This window comes from Pseudomonas mediterranea CFBP 5447, assembly GCF_000774145.1.
GTDB lineage: Bacteria > Pseudomonadota > Gammaproteobacteria > Pseudomonadales > Pseudomonadaceae > Aquipseudomonas > Aquipseudomonas mediterranea.
This window is the reverse complement of record NZ_KN322981.1, coordinates 245494-267733: the sequence shown is the minus strand read 5'-3', so window position 1 is coordinate 267733 and position 22240 is coordinate 245494. Positions and strand designations below refer to the sequence as shown.

Genomic DNA, 22240 nt, shown 5'->3' with positions numbered 1-22240 from the left:
TCGCTCTCCTGTGGCGAGGGGATTTATCCCCGCTGGGGTGCATAGCACCCCAAATCCTGAACTCGCGGTGTGTCAGGCAGTCTGTGTGGGGCCGCTTCGCGGCCCAGCGGGGATAAATCCCCTCGCCACAAAAGCAATGTACCCCCTCTGCCTCAGCACCAAAGCGCATTGCGTTATGATCCCCTTCTCGTTCTGAACCAGAGCTTTACCCGCGCATGCCGTCCACCGCCGATATCTCCACCACCCTGCCCCCCGTCCTGGTCGGTCCGCTGCTGCGGCGACTGGAGCCCATGCGGCTGGTGATGTGGCTGGTGGGGACGCGGTCGCTGGCGTTGACGCTGTGGGTGGACGGTGTCGGCGATCTGGTGCTGGACGGCGACCACTGCACGGTGGTGCCGGTGGGGCAGCAAGCGTTCGTGCACCTGATCGATGTCCGGCTCGACCAGCCATTGCCCCAGGATGTCGCGCTTGAATACGACCTGTTGGTGGACGGCGCGCCCATCGCCGAGTGGGCGCCGCACCTGTTGTATGGCGAGGCGAAACGGCCGAACTTCGTGCTGCATTCGCGTATCGGGCAAGTTGTCCACGGCTCGTGTCGCAAGCCTCATCACCCGGCCAACGACGGTTTGCTCTGTGTCGACCGGCTGCTCGCGCAAACCCCAGCGCAACGGCCGGCACTGTTGATGATGAGCGGCGATCAAGTCTATGCCGATGACGTCGCCGGGCCGATGCTGCGAGCGATTCATGCACTGATCGAGCGGCTGGGGTTGTTCGAGGAATGTCTGGATGGCGCAGTGGTTGAAGACAGCGCCCGGCTCTATCGACACCCGGCCAGCTACTACCATCGCGCCGATCTTTTGCCTGCCCTGGAAAGCAACGAAACCCTGCGCGAGCGATTTTTCGGCGGCGCGCGCAAGCCGATCTTCACCAGCAGCAGCGCCGACAATCACCTGGTGACCTTCGCCGAGGTCATGGCGATGTACCTGCTGGTCTGGTCGCCCGTGCCCTGGACGCTGATCGCCCCACAGCCACCCGAGCTGACCGCCGAGCGACGCCAGCGCTATGGGTTGGAGCAGCAACGCATCGATGGTTTCAAGGCCGGCCTGGGTGGCGTGGCGCGGGTGTTGGCGCACCTGTCGAGCCTGATGATCTTCGACGATCACGACATCACCGATGACTGGAATCTGTCCGCACAGTGGGAAGAAACGGCCTACGGCCACCCGTTCTCCAAGCGCATCATCGGCAACGCATTGATCGCCTACATGCTCTGCCAGGGCTGGGGCAACAACCCGGATGCGTTCAAGGATCTGGTCCGCCAGACCGTGGCCCTGAGCGACACGGCACGGGACCGCTACCTCGACAGCGGCCCCCAGGACAAATTGATCGATACCTTGCTCGGTTTCCAGCAGTGGCACTACGTGTTGCCCAGCACCCCGGCCCTGGTGGTGCTCGACACCCGCACCCGCCGCTGGCGCAGCGAACGCAACCTCAGGCATCCCTCCGGTCTGCTGGACTGGGAAGCCCTGAGCGAACTGCAACAGGAACTGCTGGACCACCCTTCGGCGATCATCGTTTCGCCGGCCCCGATCTTCGGGGTGAAGCTGATCGAAACCGTGCAGCGGGTGTTCAGTTGGTGTGGTTATCCACTGCTGGTGGACGCGGAAAACTGGATGGCCCACCGCGGCGCGGCCCAGGTGATCCTGAACATTTTCCGACACTCGCGGACACCGGGGAGCTACGTGGTGCTCTCAGGGGACGTGCATTATTCCTTCGTCTACGAAGTGTTGATTCCCCACCGCAAGGGCGGCCCGCGGATATGGCAGGTCACCAGCAGCGGCATCAAGAATGAATTCCCGCCGGTGCTGCTGGAATGGTTCGACCGCCTGAACCGCTGGCTCTACGCCCCAAGCTCGCCCCTGAACTGGTTCACCCAGCGCCGACGCATGCGCATCGTTCCCCACACGCCGGAACATGCCGAGGCGGGTGAGCGCTTGTGGAACTCGGCCGGGATCGGCCAGGTGTTTTTCAATGAGCAAGGCCAGCCGGAGCAGATCTACCAGCACAACGCCAACGGCAAGCCGCCGACGCGGATGCTGGGGCCGCGTTGAAGGCGGGACTTCGTCGACTCAAGTAGACCGCTATCGCGAGCAGGCTCGCTCCCACAGTGGATGTGTGGTGTGCCAGATTCGATGGAAACATGCTCTCTCGCCACAGGATCGGCGCAGGATGGAAAAGAAAACGGGGGGCCATGTTTCCATGGCCCCCCGTTCTTATTTGCCGTCAGGCAATCATGGGTACTGTTGGTAAGTCTGTCCTTGCTGCGCCGGTGCCTGGTAGTTCTGGCCTGGAATGGCCTTGAGGTTGACTTCGACGCGACGGTTCTGCGCCCGACCGTTGACGTCGGCATTGCTGGCCACCGGATTATCCGGGCCAGCCCCGCGGGCACTCAGGTTGGCGCCGCTGACGCCCTGGGACGTCAGGTAGGTCGCCACGCTCTGGGCGCGACGCTGGGACAGGTCCATGTTGTGCTGGCGGCTGCCGGTGCTGTCGGTGTAGCCGACGATTTCGATCTGGTTCTGGTTGAACTCCTTGAGGGAGTTGGCCAGGTTGTTCAGCGGCTGGTAGAAGCTCGATGCGATGTTCGCCGAGTCGGTGGCGAAGGTGATGTTGCCCGGCATGATCAGTTTGATCTGGTCGCCCTGGCGCTGCACTTCAACACCGGTGTTGGCCATGCTGGCCCGCAATTTCTTTTCCTGCTGATCGGCGTAGTAGCCGTAACCTGCGGCGGAAGCACCCACGACTGCGGCGCCGATCAATGCGCCCTTGCCACGATTGTTGTGATCGATGGCCGCACCGGCCAGTGCGCCGGCCAGCGCTCCGAGGCCGCCGTACTTGGCGGTCTTGCTCATCCCTGAAGAGTCCGTGGAAGCCTGGCCCTGGTTGTCATATGGGTTAGGCGACGCGCAGCCGGACAACAGGGCCACGGCGGTAGCGACAACGATCAAGCGACGCGAGGTGAACATGGGGACAAGCTCCTGGGTTTTCAGTCTGATGTGCCAGGGCATGGGCAATCGACTCTGGCTGGCGTTGGAACGCAGCAAACGTCAAAAATTCCGTCACGCTGCGCTTCGCTCAGGCCGATTTTATCATTGGACGAGGCTGCGGCTTACCCCCCGGACAATCATCTCGATCTCCCGCCCATCGATCATCAACGGTGGCAACAAGCGGATGGTCTTGCCGCGGGTGACATTGATCAACAGACCGTGGTCCCGGGCGGCGCAAAGCGCCAGGTCGCGGACCGGTTGCTTGAGCTCGATGCCGATCATCAATCCCTGGCCACGAATCGCCAGCACGTTCGGGTTGTCCGCCAGTTCCGCCCGCAGCCGGCCGAGCAGCTGCTCGCCTTGACGCCTGGCATTGCCCACCAGGTCCTGCTCTTCGATGATATCCAACACCGTGCAACCGACCCGGCAGGCCAGTGGATTACCACCGAAGGTGCTGCCATGACTGCCGGGCGTGAACAGCTCGGCCGCCTTGCCCCGCGCCAGGCACGCGCCGATAGGCACGCCATTGCCCAACCCTTTGGCCAGGGTCATGACATCCGGCACGATGCCCTCGTGCTGGAACGCGAACCATTGGCCGGTGCGGCCGATGCCGGTCTGGATTTCATCGAGCATCAACAACCAGGCACGCCGGGAGCACAACTGCCGCAAAGCCTTGAGGTAGCCCGGCGGTGCCATCTGCACACCGCTCTCACCCTGGATCGGCTCCACCAGTATCGCGGCGATGCGTTCACCGTGGGCCTGCTGGATGTCTTCCAGCGCGGCGAGATCGCCGAACGGCACCTTGATGAAATCCCCCGGCAAGCGGTTGAAACCCAGCCGTACCGCCGGGCCATCGCTGGCGGACAGGGTGCCCAGGGTGCGTCCATGGAAGGCGTTCTCCATGACCACCACCAAGGGCTGCTCAATGCCTTTGTGCCAGCCGTAGAGACGCGCCAACTTCAACGCGGTCTCGTTGGCCTCGGCACCCGAGTTATTGAAAAACACCCGCTCCAATCCCGACAACTGGGTGAGTCTTTGCGCCAGCCGTTGCTGCCAGTCGATGCTGTACAGATTCGAGGTGTGAAGCAACAGACCGGCCTGCTCGCTGATGGCGGCCACCAGCCGGGGATGGGAATGACCGACATTGGTCACCGCCACACCGGCCACCGCATCGAGGTACTCGCGACCGTCCTGGTCCCACAGGCGCGTCCCCAGCCCGTGGGTGAAACTCAGGGCCAAGGGTTGGTAGGTGGTCATCAGGCAGGCGGCGGTCATGACATCGAACTCCATCAGGTGGTTTTTTCCAGTATGGTTAGCCACCTTTGCTGGATAAATGCTGCTTTACTTCAATCATTTAGAAGCCAGGCTTGATAATGGATTTGTTCCAGGCAATGACGGTTTACGTCAAAGTGGTAGAAACCGGGAGCCTTACCGCGGCGGCCCAGGCGTGCGAAATGTCCACCACCATGGTGGGCAATCATCTTCGCGCACTGGAGCAACGCCTGGGGGTGCGACTGATCAATCGCACGACCCGGCGTCAGCGCCTGACGGAATTCGGCTCGACCTATTATCAGCGCTGCCTGGAAGTCCTGGGGCTGGTGGCCGACTCCGAGCGCCTGGCCGAGCAGACCCAAGGCGAACCCGCCGGTACCCTGCGCATCACCGCGCCGCTGACCTTCGGCACCGAACGCCTTGCGCCGGCCCTGGCCGAATTCAGCCAGCGTTACCCGCAGGTCAAACTCGACGTGGTACTGACCAACCAGCGCCTGGACCTGCTCGACCACGGCTTCGATGCCGCCATCCGCCTCGGCCTGTCCGATCCGAAGTTGATTGCCCGGCCCTTGATCGACTACAGCCTGACGATCTGCGCGTCCAAGGCTTACCTGGCCCGCCGGGGCACCCCGGAACAGCCCGCCGACCTGCAACGGCACGACTGCCTGTCGTTCGCCTATTCCGCCGGCGACGAGTGGCGCTTCGCTCAGGACCACTGGCCCATCAACGGCCCGGAGGGAGAAATCAAAGTGCCGGTGAACGGCCCGATGCTGATCAACAGCTCCGCAGGCCTGCACCGCGCGGCCCTGGCCGGCATGGGCGTGGTGATGCTGCCCGATGCACTGGTGGAACAGGACCTGAAGGATGGACACCTGGTGGCGTTGCTGCAGGATTATCAACTGCCCCATCGGCCGATGAACCTGATTTACGCCCAGGATCGCTACCGGTTACCGAAGCTGCGCAGTTTTGTGGAATTTGCGTTGGAGAAATGGGCGAGATCCGCTGACTAAACGTAGGAGTAGCCCTGAGAGGCTACTTTTGCGAATGTAGCCTCCCAGGGCTACAGGACACCCCAGCGAAACCAGAGACGGTACAGGTCATTGCCCTTGTCGATTCAATCTCGCTCTTCACCTGACTTTCATTTGGGCTGCGCCGGCTGGTCGTTGCCCCGGGAGCAATGGCCGGCCTTTCCCGAGGAAGGCACCCACCTGCAACGCTACAGTGCCCGCTTCCCGGCCGTGGAAATCAACAGTTCGTTCTACCGCCCGCACCGTCCCGCCACCTATGCCAAATGGGCAGACAGCGTCGCGCCGAACTTCCGCTTCTCGGTCAAGGTGCCCAAGCAAATCACCCATGAACGGCGGTTGCGCGATTGCGACGGGCTGGTGGATGAGTTTCTCGGACAATGTTCGCAATTGGGGGAAAAGCTGGGCTGCCTGTTGATCCAGCTGCCACCCTCGCTGGCCTTCGATGCGGCGGTGGCCGAATCGTTTTTCAGGGCCTTGCGGGACCGCTATCAGGGCCACGCGGTGCTTGAGCCACGCCACCCAAGCTGGCTGGCCGAGCACGTCACGGCATTGCTGCACGATGAACACATCGGCCGTGTTGCCGCCGATCCATCGCCCTTGCCCGGCTGCGATCAGCCTGGAGGCTGGCCTGGGGTGCGTTATTACCGGTTGCACGGCTCACCGCGGATCTATTACTCCCGCTACGAAGACACTTGGCTGGAGCAACTCGCCCAGCAATTGAAACGCGAGCCCGATACGCCTACCTGGTGCATCTTCGACAACACCGCCGGTGGCGCCGCCATCCCCGACGCGTTGCGCTTGGAGGCGCTGATGCGCACCTGAACGCCGATGCCGGCAACAAATGCCGACCAGCCACCGGATCAGCCGTGACAACACCGCCCGCGTCCAATAGATTAGGCGACCGAAAAAAAGCTCAATGCCTTTCTCGTCTTATCCAGCTAACAGAAGTAGTGAAATTTCAATGTCCGATTCCAACACCGCTGAATCCGTAGTCACCCTGTCGTCCAAAGCGGAATACGAAAACTCCATCAATCTTTCACAGCATCTGCCTCAAGCCAAGACCATCAGTGAGATGGTGTTGGATGCCTTCCAGTCGAACCGCGAGAGCGACCAGATCCGCGAACTGCGCAGCGCCATCCGCCAGGCCCATGATGCGTTCGACGATGACAAGGCCTACGAACTGATGGGCCAGCTCAAGCAACTCAAGGACGCCGAAGCGGCCGATTTCGCCGCGCTGGAAGACCTGAGCAGCCGCTTCCCCATCAGCCGGATTCTTTCCAGCTACAAGGACGATCCGGCGTTCCAGGAATTGGTCTATGGCCTGGCCCTGAAGGTGCTGAACCAGACCCACCAGGCCATCAGCAACCCGAGCGGCAGCAAGGGCAAGGCCTCGCGGGCCAAGAAGGAAGCGCAAGTATTTGTCATCAGCAAGGACGGCATCAGCGTCACCCTGCCCCTGCGCACCCCGAGCTCCAAGCCGAACGTCGACCGTGAGGCCTTCGAATTCCTGGGCTTCAATTTCGTCGGCGAAGGGGACGAGGCCGAACTGGAAAACGACCTGTTCCTCGACAACGATGGCACCGAACAACAGGCCACCCGCAAAAGCATCATCACCGCCCTGCAACAGCAAAAGGCCTTTGACGGCTACAGCATCGCCCAGCAATAACCACACACGGGATCTGAGCAGGCACGCTTCCCCGTGCCACGCAGACCTCCTGTGGGAGCGAGCCAGCTCGCGATAGCGGTGGTTCAGCTTGCATGGATGCTGGATGTGCCGACGCCATTGCGAGCAGGCTCGCTCCCACAATAGAAACAACAGTGCGGGAAGCCCCCCATGAAAAAGCCCCGCGCTTCTCTCGAAGGCGGGGCTTTCTGTGCAGCGTCTGGCGTTTAAGGTGCGTAGGTCAGCAGCAGCTCACTTGGCACTTTGAAGTCCAGGGACATCATGACGCTCAGGGCGGTGATGGTGAAGATCGAGAACACGAACAGCTTGCGTGCCCAGACCGTGTCATCCACGGCCTTGTAGCCGGTCCAGGCCATGTACAGCCAGTACATGCCCATGGCAGCGGCGACGGCGAGGTAGCTCATGCCGGCGTAGCCGCTGAAGGTCAGCATCAAGGTCGCCACCAGGAAGGCCAGGATGTAGAGCAGGATGTGCTTCTTGGCCACGCGGATACCGCGCTTGACCGGCAACACCGGAATCGAGGCTGCCAGGTAGTCGTTGAAGCGGAAGATCGCGATGGCATAGGAATGCGGCATCTGCCACAGGCTGAACATCACCAGCAGCGTCAGCGCAGCCATGTCGAAGCTATTGCTGACCGCCACGTAGCCGATCACCGGCGGCATCGCCCCCGACAGACTGCCCACCAGCGTGCCGTGAACCGACTTGCGCTTGAGGTACAGGCTGTAGAGGCCGACGTAGATGACGAAACCGATCACCGCGAACAGCGCCGCCAACGGGTTGGCCACGCGGTACAACAATGCCACGCCGGCCACGCCCAGCACCGTGGCGAACGCCAGGGCCAGTTGTACCGGGATCAGCCCCTGGACCAGCGCACGGTTTTTGGTGCGCTCCATCTTGATGTCGATGTCGCGGTCGATGCAGTTGTTGAACACGCAACCGGACGCCACCACCAGGGAGGTGCCGATCATCGCCGCCAGGAAGATGGCCAGATCGACATGCCCTTTCGAGGCCAGGAAAAATCCGCCCGCCACAGAAAGCACGTTACCGAAAATGATCCCCGGCTTGGTGATTTGGATAAAGTGCTTTAAGGACATCCGGACTTTCCTCAGTGCGCCATCATGTTGGTGTGAATGCTGAACATGATCCACAACGACAGGCCGACCAGCAGGACGATCACCAACGCCGCGAAGACAAACGCAATCACGTTGTTACGCTGGGCGGCGGAGCGGTCCAGGTGCAGGAAGTACACCAGGTGCACCAGGACCTGGACCACGGCGAAGATCAGGACGATCCACAGGGTCAGGCTCTTGGGCAGCGAGGGGTACATCACCAGGCCGAACGGGATGATGGTCAGGATCACCGACAGGATGAAGCCGATGGCATAGGACTTGACGCTGCCGTGGCCGGCGTCATGACCATCATGGGAATGTGCGTTAGCCATTTACAGGGTCCCCATCAGATAAACAACGGTGAATACACAGATCCACACCACGTCCAGGAAGTGCCAGAACAGACTCAGGCAGCTCAGGCGGGTCTTGTTGGTGGCGGTCAGGCCATTTTTCTGGACCTGGTACATCATGATCGCCATCCAGATCAGGCCGCTGGTCACGTGCAGACCGTGGGTGCCGACCAGGGTGAAGAACCCGGACAGGAAACCGCTGCGGTTAGGACCGAAGCCCTCGGAGATCAACACGTGGAACTCGTTGATCTCCATGCCGATGAAGCCGGCACCGAACAGGAAGGTCATGGCCAGCCAGCCCAGGACCTGGGTTTTCTTGCCCTTGTACAACGCCAGCATGGCGAAGCCGTAGGTGATCGAGCTGAACAGCAGCAGAGCGGTTTCGCCCAGTACGTAAGGCAGTTCGAAGATGTCGTGGCCCGACGGGCCACCGGCGACGTTGTTTACCAGCACCGCGTATGCCGCGAAGATCGACGCGAACAGAATGCAGTCGGTCATCAGGTAGAGCCAGAAACCGAATACGGTCATCTCGCCCGAGTCGTGGTGATGGTCATCGTGCCCATGGTCATGACCATGGGCGTGTCCAACATTGGTCACTAAGTTCGACATGGTTTAAGCCTGTTCCAACGAGGTTTCAACACGGGTGGAGGTAGCCCGGACTTTCCCGGCCGCGACCAGACGTTTGTGCTGCTCGGCTTCGATGCGCTCGATGACATCCACCGGCACCATGTAGCCCTGATCGTCGCGGGCGGCATGGATGGCGAAATACACCACGGTGCCGACCAGGCTGGCGGCGGCCAGCCACCAGATGTGCCAGATCATCGCGAAACCGAACACCGTCAACAGGCCGCCCATGACCACACCGGTAGCGGTGTTGTTCGGCATGTGGATCGGCGCGTACTTGGCCGGAGTCTGGTACGCAGTACCGTTTTCCTTGGCTTCGGTGAACGGGTCGATGGTGTCCGCTTTCGGCAGCACGGCGAAGTTGTAGAACGGCGGTGGCGAAGAGGTCGACCATTCCAGGGTATGGGCATCCCACGGGTCGCCGTGTTCGCACATGTTCTCTGGCTTGTTGCGGTCGCGCACGCTGACGTACAGCTGGATCAGCTGGCAGGCGATACCGACGGCGATCAGCACCGCACCGAACATGGCGACGTACAGGTACGGCACCCACTCAGGGTTGGTGGTGGTGTTCAGGCGACGGGTCATGCCCATGAAGCCCAGTACATAGAGCGGCATGAACGCGACGAAGAAGCCGGTGATCCAGAACCAGAACGCGCCCTTGCCCCAGCCTTCGTGCAGCTTGAAGCCGAACGCTTTCGGGAAGTAGAAGGCGAAGCCGGCGATGTAGCCGAACACCGCGCCGCCGATGATCACGTTATGGAAGTGCGCGATCACGAACAGGCTGTTGTGCAGGACGAAGTCGGCACCCGGGATGGCCAGCAGTACGCCGGTCATGCCGCCGATGGCGAAGGTCACCATGAAGCCCAGGGTCCACAGCACGTGGCTGGTGAAACGCAGGCGGCCCTGGTAGATGGTGAACAGCCAGTTGAACAGCTTCACCCCGGTCGGGATCGAAATCAGCATCGTCGCCAGGCCGAAGAAGGCGTTGACGCTGGCCCCCGAACCCATGGTGAAGAAGTGGTGCAGCCAGACCATGAAGCCCAGCACCGAGATCGCGCCGGACGCGTAGATCATCGAGTGATGGCCGAACAGCTTCTTGCCGGAGAAGGTCGAGATGACTTCGGAGAAGATACCGAACGCCGGCAGGATCAGGATGTACACCTCGGGGTGACCCCAGGCCCAGAACAGGTTGACGTACATCATCGGATTTCCACCCAGTTCATTGGTGAAAATGTGGAAATCCATGTAACGGTCAAGCGTCAGCAGTGCCAGGGTAGCGGTCAGGATCGGGAACGAAGCGACGATCAGGACGTTGGCCCAGGTGCAGGTCCAGGTGAAGATCGGCATGTCCATCAGCTTCATGCCCGGGGTACGCATTTTCAGTACGGTGGCCAGGAAGTTGACCCCCGTCAGCGTCGTCCCCAGGCCGGATAGCTGTAGCGCCCAGATGTAGTAATCCACACCCACGCCCGGACTGTACTGCAGCCCCGACAACGGCGGATAGGCAACCCAACCGGTCTTGGCGAATTCACCAACACCCAGGGAAACGTTGATCAGCACGACGCCGGACACCAGCAGCCAGAAGCTCAGGGAGTTCAGGAACGGGAAGGCAACGTCACGGGCACCGATCTGCAGCGGCACTGCAAGGTTCATCAGGCCGGTGAAGAATGGCATCGCCATGAAGATGATCATGATCACACCGTGGGCGGTGAAGATCTGGTCATAGTGTTCAGGCGGCAGGTAGCCAGGCGAACCCTCGGTGGCCATGGCCAACTGGGTACGCATCATGATGGCGTCGGCAAAACCGCGCAGCAGCATGACCATGGCGACGACGATGTACATCACGCCGATTTTCTTGTGGTCGACCGACGTCAGCCACTCGGTCCACAGGTAGGTCCACTTCTTGAAGTAAGTGATCCCGGCGAACAGCGCCAGACCACCGAGCGCGATGATGGCGAGGGTCACCATGACAATCGGCTCGTGGAACGGGATCGCTTCCCAACTTAATTTACCAAACATCGTTTACTCCTCTGCCCCGGCAGCTGAATGCGAGCTCATGTCCATCCCTTCCATGTTGTGCGCCACTTCCTTCTCATGCTTCTCGTGGTGCATCGGCTTGCCTGGGTTCATCCCTTCATACTTGTCGATGATGGTCTGGAACAGGTTCGGCGTGACCGCAGAGTAGAGTTCGACTGGGTTGTTCTGGCTCGGTTTGGAAAGGGCTTCGTATTCAGCTTTTTCAAGCTGTTTAGGTGCCTTCTTCACATCGTTGACCCAGGCATCGAAGTCTTCCTGAGTGGTGGCGATTGCTTTGAACTTCATGCCGGTGAAACCTGCGCCGCTGTAGTTGGCGGAGATCCCTTCGAGTTCGGCGTTCTGGTTGGCGATCAGGTGCAGCTTGGTCTGCATGCCCGCCATCGCGTAGATCTGGCCGCCCAGGCCCGGGATGAAGAACGAGTTCATCACGGTGTCGGAGGTGACCTTGAAGTTGATCGGCGTGTGGGCCGGGAACACGATCTTGTTGACGGTGGCGATGCCTTGTTCCGGATAGATGAACAGCCACTTCCAGTCCATCGAGACCACTTCAATGGTGATCGGCTTGACGTCGGAGTCCAGCGGACGGTACGGGTCCAGGGCGTGGGTCGACTTGTAGGTGACATAACCCAGGGCAATGATGATCAGGACCGGAATCGTCCACACGGCCGCTTCGATCTTGGTGGAGTGCGACCACTTCGGCGTGTACACGGCCTTGGTGTTGGACGCGCGGTATTTCCAGGCGAACAGGAACGTCATGACGATAACCGGCACGACGACCAGCAACATCAGCAGCGTGGCGGTGATGATCAGGTTTCGTTCGTCCAGGCCGACCTGGCCCTTGGGATCGAGCAAGGTCATGTTGCAGCCTCCCAGCAGCAACGTGCCGAGCAGCGGCAACAAGCCTAGTAATCGGGGGTACCTGTTTTTACTCATCTCACGACCTCTAAAGCAGCTTGCGCAATGCAGTTGGGTTTTGATCGCCAACACTTCACCCTGCCAAGGGTTGGCATTTTCTTGGATTTGAATAAGGGCTGCCCGTCGAGCGTTAGACGCTGTTCGACTTATCCTGGGCCAGCAGTGAGTTCTTATTCGAATTCGTCGGTAAAAGGCCTTGTTACAGCCCAATTCCATTTGGTGCAGGTAGTAGGAAGGCACCGACACCTGGGATCGCATGGGACGCTGGCGCCCTTCGACCGCCTCTCGTGCTCAAGCCTGAGCCGGGTCGGATACTCGGTGCGGGCGATTGTAGTGAGCTGAGGCGCCGGAGACCATGTCTCATCCCGAAATAATTTTTATCCAAACCGACAACAATCTCTTCCCGATACCGCAACGGTGCGGCATGTTATCGAAATTGATTCTCAACAAGAACCCCAAAAAAGGTAGGTCTACTACCGGCGATTCAGACAGCCTGAACGGAACGCGTTGAGGTTTTTTGCCCGTCAAGGGCCCGTTTTTCGGGGTGCTCGCCTACTGGCGTTGCGCTGTTAAAAATGCCTGCTGCCAGCTCCGCAAAGATCACAGCCATGGCAAGCCGGGAGGTTTTTTTGTTACAGGACGAAGTACCTATTCAGGCTGTGGACGACCCTGGAACCGGGAAATGTGTGACAACGTGTCGCACAGTGTCGCAGGTCATTCTTGTCCCGGATCAAGGCCGATCCTTCACATCGCTGAAATGCAAAACGCCCCGGTTCTCCAACAGGAAAACCGGGGCGTTTCATCAGGGTGCTTCAGCGAAGGGTCTTGCGGTTACGCGACACCAGCAAAGGCACCAGCACCACGATCAGTACGAAGGCCAGCAATGCCCACTGCGCCAGGGACAAGCCCAGGATCGGCGGGTACGGGGTGGAGCAGAACCCATCGACCTGGAAACCCAGGGGGAAGATCTTCGCCAGCGGCAGATCATCAACAATCGGTTGCAACACATCGATGCCGCAACTGACTGCCGGGAAGAACTGGGTATACACGTGATGCCCCGCCACTCCCGCGCCGGCCAGGGCACAGAGCACCACAATCCCCTCAAGAATCGTCAGGCTGCGACGGGTGCGCATGGCCGCGCCGATGAACGCGAAGATCGCGATCAGCAACAGCGCATATCGCTGCAGGATGCACAGCGGGCATGGTGCTTCACCGAGGGCCACCTGCATGTACAGCGCACCACCGATCAGCGCCAGGCAGATCAGCCCCAGCAGCACCAGGTAGCGACGCTCGCGGCCCAACCGCATCATTTCCTCACTCATTGCGTTTTCCTTTGGATGCATGGATCGACGCACAGCCTTGCGACACTCGGCGCGCTGTCGGATGGCCGAAGTCTACACGTTGGCCATGACAGTGAACGAGCGGCTTGCGCCAACTTTGAGGGGGAATAGACAGGAAAAAGGTTAAGTGCGGATTAACCTTGAGCGGGCGAAGGGTCAGTTGAGAATGTGCAACGCATGCCGGCCCCTTCGCGAGCAGGCTCGCTCCCACAGTTTTTGCGGCGGTCACAACAGTGCATCCGCCGCAATTCCCTGTGGGAGCGAGCCTGCTCGCGATGAAGGCAACCCGGTTCTGCCAGGCTTGCCGCCCGCCTTTATTCCAGCGCCGCAGCCGGCCCGAAGAACTCGTAGCGGCTCTGTCCATCCGGGACGCCCAGGGCTTTGAGGTGACGCTTCACAGCCGCCATGAAGCCTTTCGGCCCAAGGAAATAGGCATCCAGGTCACGCTGTTCCGGCAGCCATTTGGCCAGTTGCTCCTGGCTCAGCAAGCCAATCCGGTCGGCCGCCGGACTCAGGCCGTCGTCTTCGTCATAGCAATAGAAACGCTTGAGCTGTGGGTGCCGCTCGGCCAGGTCGTCGATCCACTCACGGAAGGCGTGGGCGCGACCATTGCGTGCGCAGTGAATGAAATGCACTGGCCGCTCGGTTTGCAACGCCGCCTGCAGCATTGCCAGGGTCGGGGTGATGCCGACGCCACCGCTGATCAGCACCAGTGGCTTGTCGCTGGCGGTCAGGTAGAAATCCCCGGACGGCGGGAACAACTGGATGCTGCTGCCAATCTGGAAATCATGATGCAGGTAGTTCGATACCCGCCCACCCGGCTCGCGCTTGACGCTGATCCGATACTGGCCGTTGTCCGCCAGGGCCGACAGCGAATAGTTGCGGCGCACTTCCTCACCGTCCAGGAACAGTTTCATGCCGATGTATTGACCCGGCTCGGCCAGCAGAATCGGCCCCTTGTCCGCCGGTTCGAAGTAGAACGAGGTGATCTCCGAGCTTTCCTGGACCTTGGCCACCAGGATGAATTCCCGATCGCCCCGCCAGCCACCCGGGGCAGCGGCCTTCTTGTCGTACATGCCGACTTCGGCATCGATGAGGATATCGGCCAATTGATTATAGGCGGCGCCCCAGGCCGAGATCACTTCGGGCGTCGCAATTTCGTTGCCCAGCACTTCGGCAATCGCCCGCAACAAGCAGGAACCGACAATCGGGTAATGCTGGGGCTCGATCTGCAAGGCGACGTGCTTGTTGACGATTTTCGCCACCAGGTCACCCAACTGGTCGAGCTGGTCGATGTGCCGCGCATACATCAACACGCCGTTGGCCAGGGCCCGGGGTTGATCGCCGCTGGCCTGGTGAGCCTGGTTGAACAGTGGTCGGACCTGGGGATACTCGGAAAGCATCATGCGGTAGAAGTGAGTGATGAGCGCTTCACCACCACTTTCAAGCAATGGAACGGTGGAGCGAATGATGGCGCGTTCTTCCCGGGTGAGCATAAGGTGACTCCTCGCGTATTACGGAAACGGATATCCATGCTTATCAGTTTCCATGCCAAGAATATTTTCCTTTATTTTCAATAAGTTAAAAATAAATTAGTCATTAAGACACGAGCAAGGATATAGTCCTTTCGACTACACGGAGTCATTATGACCGCAACCTCACTGCTGACTTCCCTGCTGCCACTGGTGGCGGACCTGTCCCGCGAGCTGCCTGAAGGCGAGCGCTATCGCCGCCTGCTCGGTGCCCTGCGCGCCTTGCTGCCCTGCGACGCGGCGGCGTTGTTGCGGCTGGACGGGGACTGCCTGGTGCCGCTGGCAGTGGACGGCTTGAGCACCGACACCCTGGGCCGGCGTTTCCGGGTCAGCGAGCACCCGCGCTTCGAAGCGTTGCTGGCCAACCCGCATCCCACCCGTTTCGCTACCGACAGCGACCTGCCCGATCCCTACGACGGGCTGGTCGAAGGCCTCGACGACCATCTGGAGGTTCACGATTGCATGGGCTGCCCGCTGTTCGTCGACGAACGTCCCTGGGGTCTGCTGACCCTTGATTCACTGGATCCGGAACGCTTCGAGCCCATCGACCTCAGCGCCTTGCAAGCCTTCGCCAGCCTCGCCGCCGCCACGGTCAGCGCCGCCGAACGCATCGAACGCCTGGCCTTGAAAGCCGAAGACGAACACCGTCGCGCCGAGGTCTATCGCCAGGCCAGCGGCCAGCAACCCCGCGATATGGTCGGCCAGAGCAAAGCCCATAAACGCCTGGTGGAAGAGATCAACCTGGTAGGCGGCAGCGACCTGACCGTGTTGATCACCGGCGAGACCGGCGTCGGCAAGGAGCTGGTGGCCCAGGCCATCCATGCGGCCTCCAAGCGCGCCGAACAGCCGCTGATCAGCCTCAACTGCGCCGCCTTGCCGGACACCCTGGTGGAAAGCGAACTCTTCGGCCATGTGCGCGGCGCTTTCACCGGGGCCACGAGCGACCGGCGCGGCAAGTTCGAGTTGGCCGATGGCGGCACGTTGTTCCTCGATGAAGTGGGTGAGCTGTCCCTGACCGTCCAGGCCAAACTGCTGCGAGTGTTGCAGAGCGGCCAGTTGCAGCGCTTGGGCTCGGACAAGGAACACCGGGTCGATGTGCGCCTGATCGCCGCGACCAATCGCGACCTGGCCGAAGAAGTGCGCAACGGTCGTTATCGAGCCGACTTCTATCACCGCCTGAGCGTATACCCCTTGCAGGTACCGGCGCTGCGGGACCGCGGCCGGGATGTACTCCTGCTCAGCGGTTTCTTCCTGGAGCAGAACCGCTCGCGCATGGGCCTTAACAGCCTGCGCCTGAGCAGCGACGCCCAGGCCGCGCTGCTGGCCTACGACTGGCCGGGTAACGTGCGTGAACTGGAGCACCTGATCGGCCGTAGCGCTCTGAAAGCACTGGGCAGATGCCCGGTGCGCCCGAAAATCCTCAGCCTCGGCGCCCAGGACCTGGACCTGCCCCAGGCCACCGAGCCAGCGTCTGAACCCTCCGCTATCCACCCCGCCCTGGCGACGGCCCCCGTGACGGGAGACCTGCGCGAAGCCATGGATGATTTCCAGCGTCGGCTGATCAGCGCCAGCCTGGAACGCCATCAGCACAACTGGGCCAGCGCCGCCCGGGAACTGGGGCTGGATCGGGCGAACCTGGGACGGATGGCGCGACGGTTGGGGCTCAAATAATCTTCCAGACGCGTTTGTGGGACGAGCGCTTTTGTGGCGAGGGAGCTTGCTCACGCTGGGTTGCGCAGCAACCCTATCTTTAATGGGCGCTGCGCACCCAAGCGGGAGCAAGCTCCCTCGCCACAAGTGCCTTGTTACAACGATCCGGGCTTTCACCCTAAAGCCTGCCCCCAACAAGTCGATAACCCAATATCGAAAGCTGTTTTGGCGATCTTCACGTTCGCCCCACCTTTTTCCACAGAAGGTTTTTATGTCTTCCAACAAAGCCCGCGCAGATTCACTTTCGCTTCTGCTGTTTACCTTGCGCAGCGGCAAGCTGATGGCAATCAACCTGCTCAAAGTCAGTGAGATCATCCCGTGCCCGCCACTGACCAAACTGCCGGAATCGCATCCGCACGTGAAAGGCATCGCGACCCTGCGTGGCACATCGCTGTCGGTGATTGACCTGAGCCGCGCCATCGGCGAGCGGCCGCTGGAAGATCCGGATGGCGGCTGCCTGATCGTTACCGACGTCAGCCGCTCCAAGCAGGGCCTGCATGTGCAGGCGGTGAGCAAGATCGTCCATTGCCTGACCACCGACATCAAGCCACCGCCTTACGGCTCCGGCGGTAACCGCGCATTCATCACCGGCGTAACGTCGGTGGACGGCACGCTGGTGCAGGTGCTGGACATCGAGAAAGTCATCCATGGCATCGCGCCGGCGCAGATCGAAACCGCGCCCACCGAACTGAGCATGGAAGACGCCGAAGTGCTGGGCAACGCACGGATCCTGGTGGTCGACGACAGCCAGGTGGCGCTGCAGCAATCGGTGCACACCCTGCGCAACCTGGGCCTGCAATGCCATACCGCTCGCAGCGCCAAGGAGGCCATCGAATGCCTGTTGGACCTGCAAGGCACGGCCGGGCAGATCAACCTCATCGTCTCTGACATCGAAATGTCGGAAATGGACGGTTACGCCCTCACCCGCACCTTGCGGGAAACGCCGGACTTCGCCCACCTTTATGTGTTGCTGCACACCTCGCTGGACAGCGCCATGAACAGCGAGAAGGCCCGCCTGGCCGGCGCCAATGGGGTACTGACCAAGTTTTCCTCGCCAGAACTGACCAAGTGCCTGATCACTGCGGCCAAAGCGGTGGCCGAGCAAGGTCACTGAGTTATACCGATGGCTCGCTCCTGCGCTCCGGCGCGGGAGCGATCAGGGTCCGGCAACCTCAGGCATACTCTTGCCCTGACTTTCCGGAACGAGGCATCCCGATGAAAACCCGCGCATTGATTTTCCTTGGCTTTGCTGCCCTGGCCTCCCAGGCCCATGCTTCCAGCCCGGAGGCCTGGGCCGCCTACGACAAAGCCGTTTTGGCCAGTTGCATCAAGGCCAGTGGCTTGAAGAACGCCGAACCGGTGGGCACCGCCGCGCAATTCGACGACCGGGTCGGCTACACCGCGCTGTTGCTGCAAGGCCAATACCCGCAGAAACACATGAAAGGGGCGACCGGCACCGAGCTGTGCCTCTACCGCAAGAAAACCAAGACTGCCCATGTGACCGAATGGGACTCGATCCGCCCCACCGCGACCGAGCAGTGAGTGGCGCATAACTTGCTTTGCGAGGCGCATTACGGCGTTTTTCTGTCGCCGCCTCCCAGTTCTCGACCGGTCGCTCAATGAATACAAGGTTTTCCTGCGTAGGCTGCGGCAAATGCTGCTCCGATCACCACGTTCCCCTGACCCTCGACGAAGCTCGGATGTGGGCAAGCGATGGCGGCCAGGTCATTGTCCTGGTGGAAGCCTTCCTGCCCAATGGCCTCGGCCTGCCGGTGGCGCAACGCGAGCATGCCGAACGCCGTTCCGTCAGGGTTCGGAGCGGCGGCAGCGATGCCTTCGTGGCGATCACCTTCGCCGCTTATAACGCCGGCCGTTGCCATAATCTCGACGAAGAAAACCTCTGCCGCATCTACGAACGTCGCCCGTTGGTGTGCCGCATCTATCCGATGGAAATCAACCCACACATCCCGCTCACCCCTGCCGCCAAGGACTGCCCGCCGGAATCCTGGGAAACCGGACCGCAACTGATCGTCGGCGGGAAATTGGTCGATGAAGAACTGGCCGGGCTGATCGAACGTTCTCGCCAGGCCGATCGTGAAGAAATCGCGATCAAGGATCGCATCTGTGCAGCCCTGGGAATCCGCACCACCGCGCTGAAAGGCGACGGGTTTACCGCCTACCTGCCGGACATGGCAGCGTTCGCGGCCGCCATCGATCAGGCGCGCTTGCGGCCAACTGAGTCGGAAACCGGTGAATGGCAGTTCCATCTGTCCGGGGATGACGTCGCCCGCGAAGTCATGGCCTGCGGAGCTCAGGTCGTCACTGAGATAACTCCTGATTACGCGTTTATTTCGCTGCGGGCGGCCTAGAGACGACATAAAGGCCCCTTGTGGGAGCGAGCCTGCTCGCGATAGCGCCATGCCAGTCAACATCAATGCTGGCTGGTGCCGCCGCCATCGCGAGCAGGCTCGCTCCCACAGGTCATCCCAGGTCTTAACCTGCACTCCCCCCTCGCCTAACCCTCGCCGAGAATGTTAGCGTGCTTGGTATTGCCTCCAAGACGAGCCTTGCACGATGAAAAAAACCGTACTTGCCTTCAGCCGTATCACGCCCCAGATGGTCGAGCGCCTGCAACAGGACTTCGACGTGATCGTGCCGAGCCCATCGAAGGGCGACATCAATGCGCAGTTCAACGAAGCCCTGCCCCATGCCCACGGCCTGATCGGTGTCGGTCGCAAACTCGGTCGCGAGCAACTGCAAGACGCCGCGAACCTGCAGGTGGTCGCCAGTGTGTCGGTGGGTTACGACAACTACGACCTGGCCTACTTCAATGAACGCGGGATCATGCTCACCAACACCCCCGACGTGCTGACCGAAAGCACCGCCGACCTGGCCTTCGCCCTGCTGATGAGCAGCGCTCGTCGCGTCGCCGAACTGGACGCCTGGACCAAGGCCGGACAATGGCAGGCGACGGTGGGACCGCAACTGTTCGGCAGCGACGTCCACGGCAAGACCCTGGGCATCGTCGGCATGGGCAACATCGGCGCAGCCATCGCCCGGCGTGGCCGGTTGGGGTTCAACATGCCGATCCTGTACAGCGGCAACAGCCGCAAGACCGAACTGGAAAACCAGCTGGGTGCGCAGTTTCGCGAGTTGGACCAGTTGCTGGCCGAAGCGGACTTCGTCTGCCTCGTCGTGCCCCTGAGTGAAAAAACCCGCCATTTGATTGGCCAGCGGGAATTGTCGCTGATGAAGCCGAGCGCCATCCTGATCAACATTTCCCGCGGCCCGGTAGTGGATGAGCCGGCGCTGATCGAGGCCTTGCAGAACAACCGCATCCGCGGCGCAGGCCTGGACGTCTACGAGAAGGAACCGTTGGCCGAATCGCCGCTGTTCCAGCTGAAGAACGCCGTCACCCTGCCACACATTGGCTCCGCGACCCACGAAACCCGTGAAGCCATGGCCAATCTCGCGGTGGATAACTTGCGCAGTGCGCTGCTGGGTGAACGACCGCAGAACCTGGTCAATCCGCAGGTCTGGAAGTAGAAGCCGGCGCCACACCCCATCGCCCTGCTTTGTGAGAGCACGGCTTGCCCGCGAAACGAACGCCTCGGTTTCTGACAAAGCGCGTCGCTTTCATCGCGGGCAAGCCTTGCTCCCACAAAGCGCGACACTTGGCGCCGCTGGACGAGGCTTGCGAAATACCAGCACGTTCCCCAACATCACCAATACCAGCCCGGCCAGCGCCGGTGCCGTCCATTGGTAACCTTCGACAAACGCCGAGACATTCAACGCCACCACCGGGAACAGCACCGTGCAATACGCCGCCCTTTCCGGCCCCATGCGCCCTACCAGCGTCAGGTAAGCGGTGAAGCCGATCACCGAACCCGGAATCACCAGATACAGCAACGAACCGATGTAGCGCAGGTTCCATTCCATGTCGAAAGCAATCCCGTTGAACAAGCACCATCCCGCCAACATCGTCGCCCCGTAGGCCATACCCCAGGCATTGGTGGTCAACGGCTTGAGCCCGGCTTTTTGTTGCAGGCTCGAGAGCATGTTGCCCGCCGAAAAACACAAGGTGCCCAGCAATGCCAACGCCAACCCGAGCAGCGTCTGCGGACTCGCGTGATGACCAGCCAATTCCGGCCAGAACAACAGCCCCAGCCCCAGCAACCCCAACGCACCGCCCAACAGTACGTTACGGGCGATCCGCTGGCCGAAGAACACCCGGGCGTTGAGGGCATTCCACAGCGTCGCCGTGGAAAACACCACCGCCACCAGGCCACTGGGAATCCACTGGCTGGCCGTGAGGAAACACATGAAATTGATGCAGAACAGGCACAGCCCCTGGGCCAGGCAGATCAAATGACCACGGCGGTTCATCACCTGCAGGCGCCGGCTGAGCAGAAGCATTGCGAACAGGATCAGGGCCGCGAGACCGAAGCGATAGACAATCGATACCGGGATGGCGACGACGCCCAGTTGCAACTTCAGCGCAATCCAGGTGGTGCCCCAGATGAGTACGGTAAGCAGGTAAAGCGAGAGGTTCATGGTGACGGCTCCTGACAATGGCGTTCAGTGTCACGCCGTCGCCCACCGGGCGCTTGCGTAAACTTGCGGTTTTGTTGGCGTGCAGGCTGGCACGGGTCTTCCAACGGAGTAGGATGCAAGGCGTTGGAGATAACCGATCATGCCCACACTGCAAACCCTGCAAGTCTTCCAAGCCCTCAACAGCTCGCCCAATGCCCGCCTGGAGCACAGTGCCGAGCTCGGTGACGGCATGGCGGCCGCCTTGTGGACCAATCATCACGACGCCCGGGATTACGAGGCGCCGACCCACCACACATTGTCCTGCTACATCGCCGGCGGCACCGGCACCTTCCGTCGCGAACGACCCGACACGCTCGGGGCGCCTGACAAACTCTGCGTCCTGCCGGCGGACCATGAATCGGCCTGGGTCATCAACGGCGACATTCGCCTCGCCCATCTGTACTTCAGTGCCGAACAGTTCGCCCTCGGTTGCGTCACGCTGCTGGATCGGGAACCCCGGCAAGTGCAGCTGCGCGAGGCGACCTTCCTCGACGACGAGCAACAGGCGCAACGCTTTCGCCAGTTGATCGCTTTGAACTGGGATGAACCTGGCGAACGCCTGCTGACTACCAGCCTGGCCTTTGAGCTGCTCAATCATCTGCTGCTCAGCCAGGTCGGCCAACGCCAGGGACTGCGCCTCAAGGGCGGGCTGGCCGCGCATCAGCGCCGGTTGCTGGTGGACTACATCGACAGTCATCTGGCCGAGGCCATCAGCCTCGGGCAACTGGCGGCACTGTGTGCGCTGTCCGAATACCACTTTGCCCGGATGTTCCGCGAAAGCTTCGGGCTGCCACCCCACCAGTATTTGTTGGCAAGACGCCTGGCACAGGCGCGGCACCTGCTGCGCAATACCTCGCAACCGCTGGGCGACGTGGCACTGGCTTGCGGGTTCGCCAGCGCCAGCCACTTCACCCATCGCTTTCGCCAGGCATTGGGGGCGACGCCAGGGGAGTATCGGCAGGCCTTCTTGCGCTGATGGGCTTGCCAACGAAAAACGGGCCT

General features: G+C 61.2%; 20 protein-coding genes. 10 read left to right on the top strand and 10 right to left on the bottom strand.

Going from position 1 to position 22240, the window contains the following annotated elements:
• Nucleotides 1–215 precede the first annotated feature (215 nt).
• Entirely contained in the window at nt 216–2108 is a 1893-nt protein-coding gene (locus N005_RS04180; protein WP_047699667.1) for an alkaline phosphatase D family protein, read from the top strand.
• A 180-nt stretch (nt 2109–2288) separates the two neighbouring features.
• Here the strand turns inward: N005_RS04180 and N005_RS04175 are convergent, their stop codons facing one another.
• Together N005_RS04175 and N005_RS04170 are read right to left on the bottom strand one after the other, a co-directional pair.
• Nucleotides 2289–3023 carry a YiaD family glycine zipper/OmpA-like lipoprotein gene (locus N005_RS04175; protein WP_047699666.1) on the bottom strand — a complete coding sequence of 245 codons (735 nt, stop codon included), beginning with the start codon at nt 3021–3023 and terminating at the stop codon, nt 2289–2291.
• A gap of 123 nt (nt 3024–3146) precedes the next feature.
• Nucleotides 3147–4319 (bottom strand): aspartate aminotransferase family protein, encoded by a 1173-nt coding sequence (locus tag N005_RS04170; RefSeq protein WP_047699708.1) that lies wholly within the window; start codon nt 4317–4319, stop codon nt 3147–3149.
• Between the two features lie 98 nt (nt 4320–4417).
• Here N005_RS04170 and N005_RS04165 point away from each other — a divergent pair, with 98 nt between their 5' ends.
• The 3 genes from N005_RS04165 (at nt 4418) to N005_RS04155 (ending at nt 7010) form a co-directional block, all read left to right on the top strand.
• Nucleotides 4418–5326 carry a LysR family transcriptional regulator gene (locus N005_RS04165; RefSeq protein WP_047699665.1) on the top strand — a complete coding sequence of 303 codons (909 nt, stop codon included), beginning with the start codon at nt 4418–4420 and terminating at the stop codon, nt 5324–5326.
• Between the two features lie 96 nt (nt 5327–5422).
• Nucleotides 5423–6166 carry a DUF72 domain-containing protein gene (locus N005_RS04160; RefSeq protein ID WP_052126354.1) on the top strand — a complete coding sequence of 248 codons (744 nt, stop codon included), beginning with the start codon at nt 5423–5425 and terminating at the stop codon, nt 6164–6166.
• A 139-nt stretch (nt 6167–6305) separates the two neighbouring features.
• Nucleotides 6306–7010 carry a hypothetical protein gene (locus N005_RS04155; RefSeq protein WP_047699663.1) on the top strand — a complete coding sequence of 235 codons (705 nt, stop codon included), beginning with the start codon at nt 6306–6308 and terminating at the stop codon, nt 7008–7010.
• 224 nt (nt 7011–7234) lie between these two features.
• On the opposite strand, the gene cyoE is transcribed toward N005_RS04155, so the two are convergent.
• From cyoE to hmpA, 7 genes are all read right to left on the bottom strand, one after another.
• On the bottom strand, nt 7235–8122 hold the full coding sequence (gene cyoE, locus N005_RS04150) for a heme o synthase (protein WP_025211928.1): 888 nt from the start codon (nt 8120–8122) through the stop codon (nt 7235–7237).
• An 11-nt stretch (nt 8123–8133) separates the two neighbouring features.
• The gene (gene cyoD / locus N005_RS04145; RefSeq protein WP_047699661.1) at nt 8134–8469 is read right to left on the bottom strand and encodes a cytochrome o ubiquinol oxidase subunit IV; all 336 of its coding nucleotides are present in this window, start codon (nt 8467–8469) and stop codon (nt 8134–8136) included.
• Nucleotides 8470–9096 carry a cytochrome o ubiquinol oxidase subunit III gene (locus N005_RS04140; protein WP_047699659.1) on the bottom strand — a complete coding sequence of 209 codons (627 nt, stop codon included), beginning with the start codon at nt 9094–9096 and terminating at the stop codon, nt 8470–8472. It lies immediately after the preceding gene.
• A gap of 3 nt (nt 9097–9099) precedes the next feature.
• Nucleotides 9100–11130, bottom strand: a complete 2031-nt coding sequence (gene cyoB, locus N005_RS04135; RefSeq protein ID WP_047699656.1) for a cytochrome o ubiquinol oxidase subunit I — start codon at nt 11128–11130, stop codon at nt 9100–9102.
• 3 nt (nt 11131–11133) lie between these two features.
• Nucleotides 11134–12081 (bottom strand): ubiquinol oxidase subunit II, encoded by a 948-nt coding sequence (cyoA, locus tag N005_RS04130; protein WP_047699654.1) that lies wholly within the window; start codon nt 12079–12081, stop codon nt 11134–11136.
• A gap of 794 nt (nt 12082–12875) precedes the next feature.
• Nucleotides 12876–13385, bottom strand: coding sequence for a disulfide bond formation protein B (locus N005_RS04125; RefSeq protein WP_041022360.1), 510 nt, complete (start codon nt 13383–13385; stop codon nt 12876–12878).
• 332 nt (nt 13386–13717) lie between these two features.
• Complete coding sequence (hmpA, locus tag N005_RS04120; RefSeq protein ID WP_047699651.1) at nt 13718–14899, bottom strand: NO-inducible flavohemoprotein; 1182 nt, start codon at nt 14897–14899, stop codon at nt 13718–13720.
• Between the two features lie 150 nt (nt 14900–15049).
• Between hmpA and norR the strand changes: the two genes are divergently transcribed.
• The 5 genes from norR (at nt 15050) to N005_RS04095 (ending at nt 20191) form a co-directional block, all read left to right on the top strand.
• Entirely contained in the window at nt 15050–16606 is a 1557-nt protein-coding gene (norR, locus tag N005_RS04115) for a nitric oxide reductase transcriptional regulator NorR (protein WP_047699648.1), read from the top strand.
• A 250-nt stretch (nt 16607–16856) separates the two neighbouring features.
• Complete coding sequence (locus N005_RS04110) at nt 16857–17759, top strand: chemotaxis protein CheV (RefSeq protein WP_047699646.1); 903 nt, start codon at nt 16857–16859, stop codon at nt 17757–17759.
• Nucleotides 17760–17860: 101 nt separating this feature from the next.
• A complete protein-coding gene (locus N005_RS04105) occupies nt 17861–18187 on the top strand; it encodes a hypothetical protein (protein ID WP_047699645.1) in 327 nt (108 codons plus the stop codon).
• A gap of 77 nt (nt 18188–18264) precedes the next feature.
• Nucleotides 18265–19014, top strand: a complete 750-nt coding sequence (locus N005_RS04100; protein WP_047699643.1) for a YkgJ family cysteine cluster protein — start codon at nt 18265–18267, stop codon at nt 19012–19014.
• A gap of 205 nt (nt 19015–19219) precedes the next feature.
• Complete coding sequence (locus tag N005_RS04095) at nt 19220–20191, top strand: 2-hydroxyacid dehydrogenase (RefSeq protein WP_047699641.1); 972 nt, start codon at nt 19220–19222, stop codon at nt 20189–20191.
• A 90-nt stretch (nt 20192–20281) separates the two neighbouring features.
• On the opposite strand, the gene N005_RS04090 is transcribed toward N005_RS04095, so the two are convergent.
• Complete coding sequence (locus N005_RS04090) at nt 20282–21199, bottom strand: DMT family transporter (RefSeq protein WP_047699639.1); 918 nt, start codon at nt 21197–21199, stop codon at nt 20282–20284.
• A 139-nt stretch (nt 21200–21338) separates the two neighbouring features.
• On the opposite strand from N005_RS04090, the gene N005_RS04085 reads away from it, so the two are divergent.
• Nucleotides 21339–22214, top strand: coding sequence for a helix-turn-helix domain-containing protein (locus N005_RS04085; RefSeq protein WP_047699637.1), 876 nt, complete (start codon nt 21339–21341; stop codon nt 22212–22214).
• Nucleotides 22215–22240 lie beyond the last annotated feature (26 nt).

Coding starts and splice junctions, on each gene's coding strand:
- N005_RS04180 (WP_047699667.1), top strand. CDS start 216: ATGCCGTCCACCGCCGATATCTCCACCACCCTGCCCCCCGTCCTGGTC.
- N005_RS04175 (WP_047699666.1), bottom strand. CDS start 3,023: ATGTTCACCTCGCGTCGCTTGATCGTTGTCGCTACCGCCGTGGCCCTG.
- N005_RS04170 (WP_047699708.1), bottom strand. CDS start 4,319: ATGACCGCCGCCTGCCTGATGACCACCTACCAACCCTTGGCCCTGAGT.
- N005_RS04165 (WP_047699665.1), top strand. CDS start 4,418: ATGGATTTGTTCCAGGCAATGACGGTTTACGTCAAAGTGGTAGAAACC.
- N005_RS04155 (WP_047699663.1), top strand. CDS start 6,306: ATGTCCGATTCCAACACCGCTGAATCCGTAGTCACCCTGTCGTCCAAA.
- cyoE (WP_025211928.1), bottom strand. CDS start 8,122: ATGTCCTTAAAGCACTTTATCCAAATCACCAAGCCGGGGATCATTTTC.
- cyoD (WP_047699661.1), bottom strand. CDS start 8,469: ATGGCTAACGCACATTCCCATGATGGTCATGACGCCGGCCACGGCAGC.
- N005_RS04140 (WP_047699659.1), bottom strand. CDS start 9,096: ATGTCGAACTTAGTGACCAATGTTGGACACGCCCATGGTCATGACCAT.
- cyoB (WP_047699656.1), bottom strand. CDS start 11,130: ATGTTTGGTAAATTAAGTTGGGAAGCGATCCCGTTCCACGAGCCGATT.
- cyoA (WP_047699654.1), bottom strand. CDS start 12,081: ATGAGTAAAAACAGGTACCCCCGATTACTAGGCTTGTTGCCGCTGCTC.
- N005_RS04125 (WP_041022360.1), bottom strand. CDS start 13,385: ATGAGTGAGGAAATGATGCGGTTGGGCCGCGAGCGTCGCTACCTGGTG.
- hmpA (WP_047699651.1), bottom strand. CDS start 14,899: ATGCTCACCCGGGAAGAACGCGCCATCATTCGCTCCACCGTTCCATTG.
- norR (WP_047699648.1), top strand. CDS start 15,050: ATGACCGCAACCTCACTGCTGACTTCCCTGCTGCCACTGGTGGCGGAC.
- N005_RS04110 (WP_047699646.1), top strand. CDS start 16,857: ATGTCTTCCAACAAAGCCCGCGCAGATTCACTTTCGCTTCTGCTGTTT.
- N005_RS04105 (WP_047699645.1), top strand. CDS start 17,861: ATGAAAACCCGCGCATTGATTTTCCTTGGCTTTGCTGCCCTGGCCTCC.
- N005_RS04100 (WP_047699643.1), top strand. CDS start 18,265: ATGAATACAAGGTTTTCCTGCGTAGGCTGCGGCAAATGCTGCTCCGAT.
- N005_RS04095 (WP_047699641.1), top strand. CDS start 19,220: ATGAAAAAAACCGTACTTGCCTTCAGCCGTATCACGCCCCAGATGGTC.
- N005_RS04090 (WP_047699639.1), bottom strand. CDS start 21,199: ATGAACCTCTCGCTTTACCTGCTTACCGTACTCATCTGGGGCACCACC.
- N005_RS04085 (WP_047699637.1), top strand. CDS start 21,339: ATGCCCACACTGCAAACCCTGCAAGTCTTCCAAGCCCTCAACAGCTCG.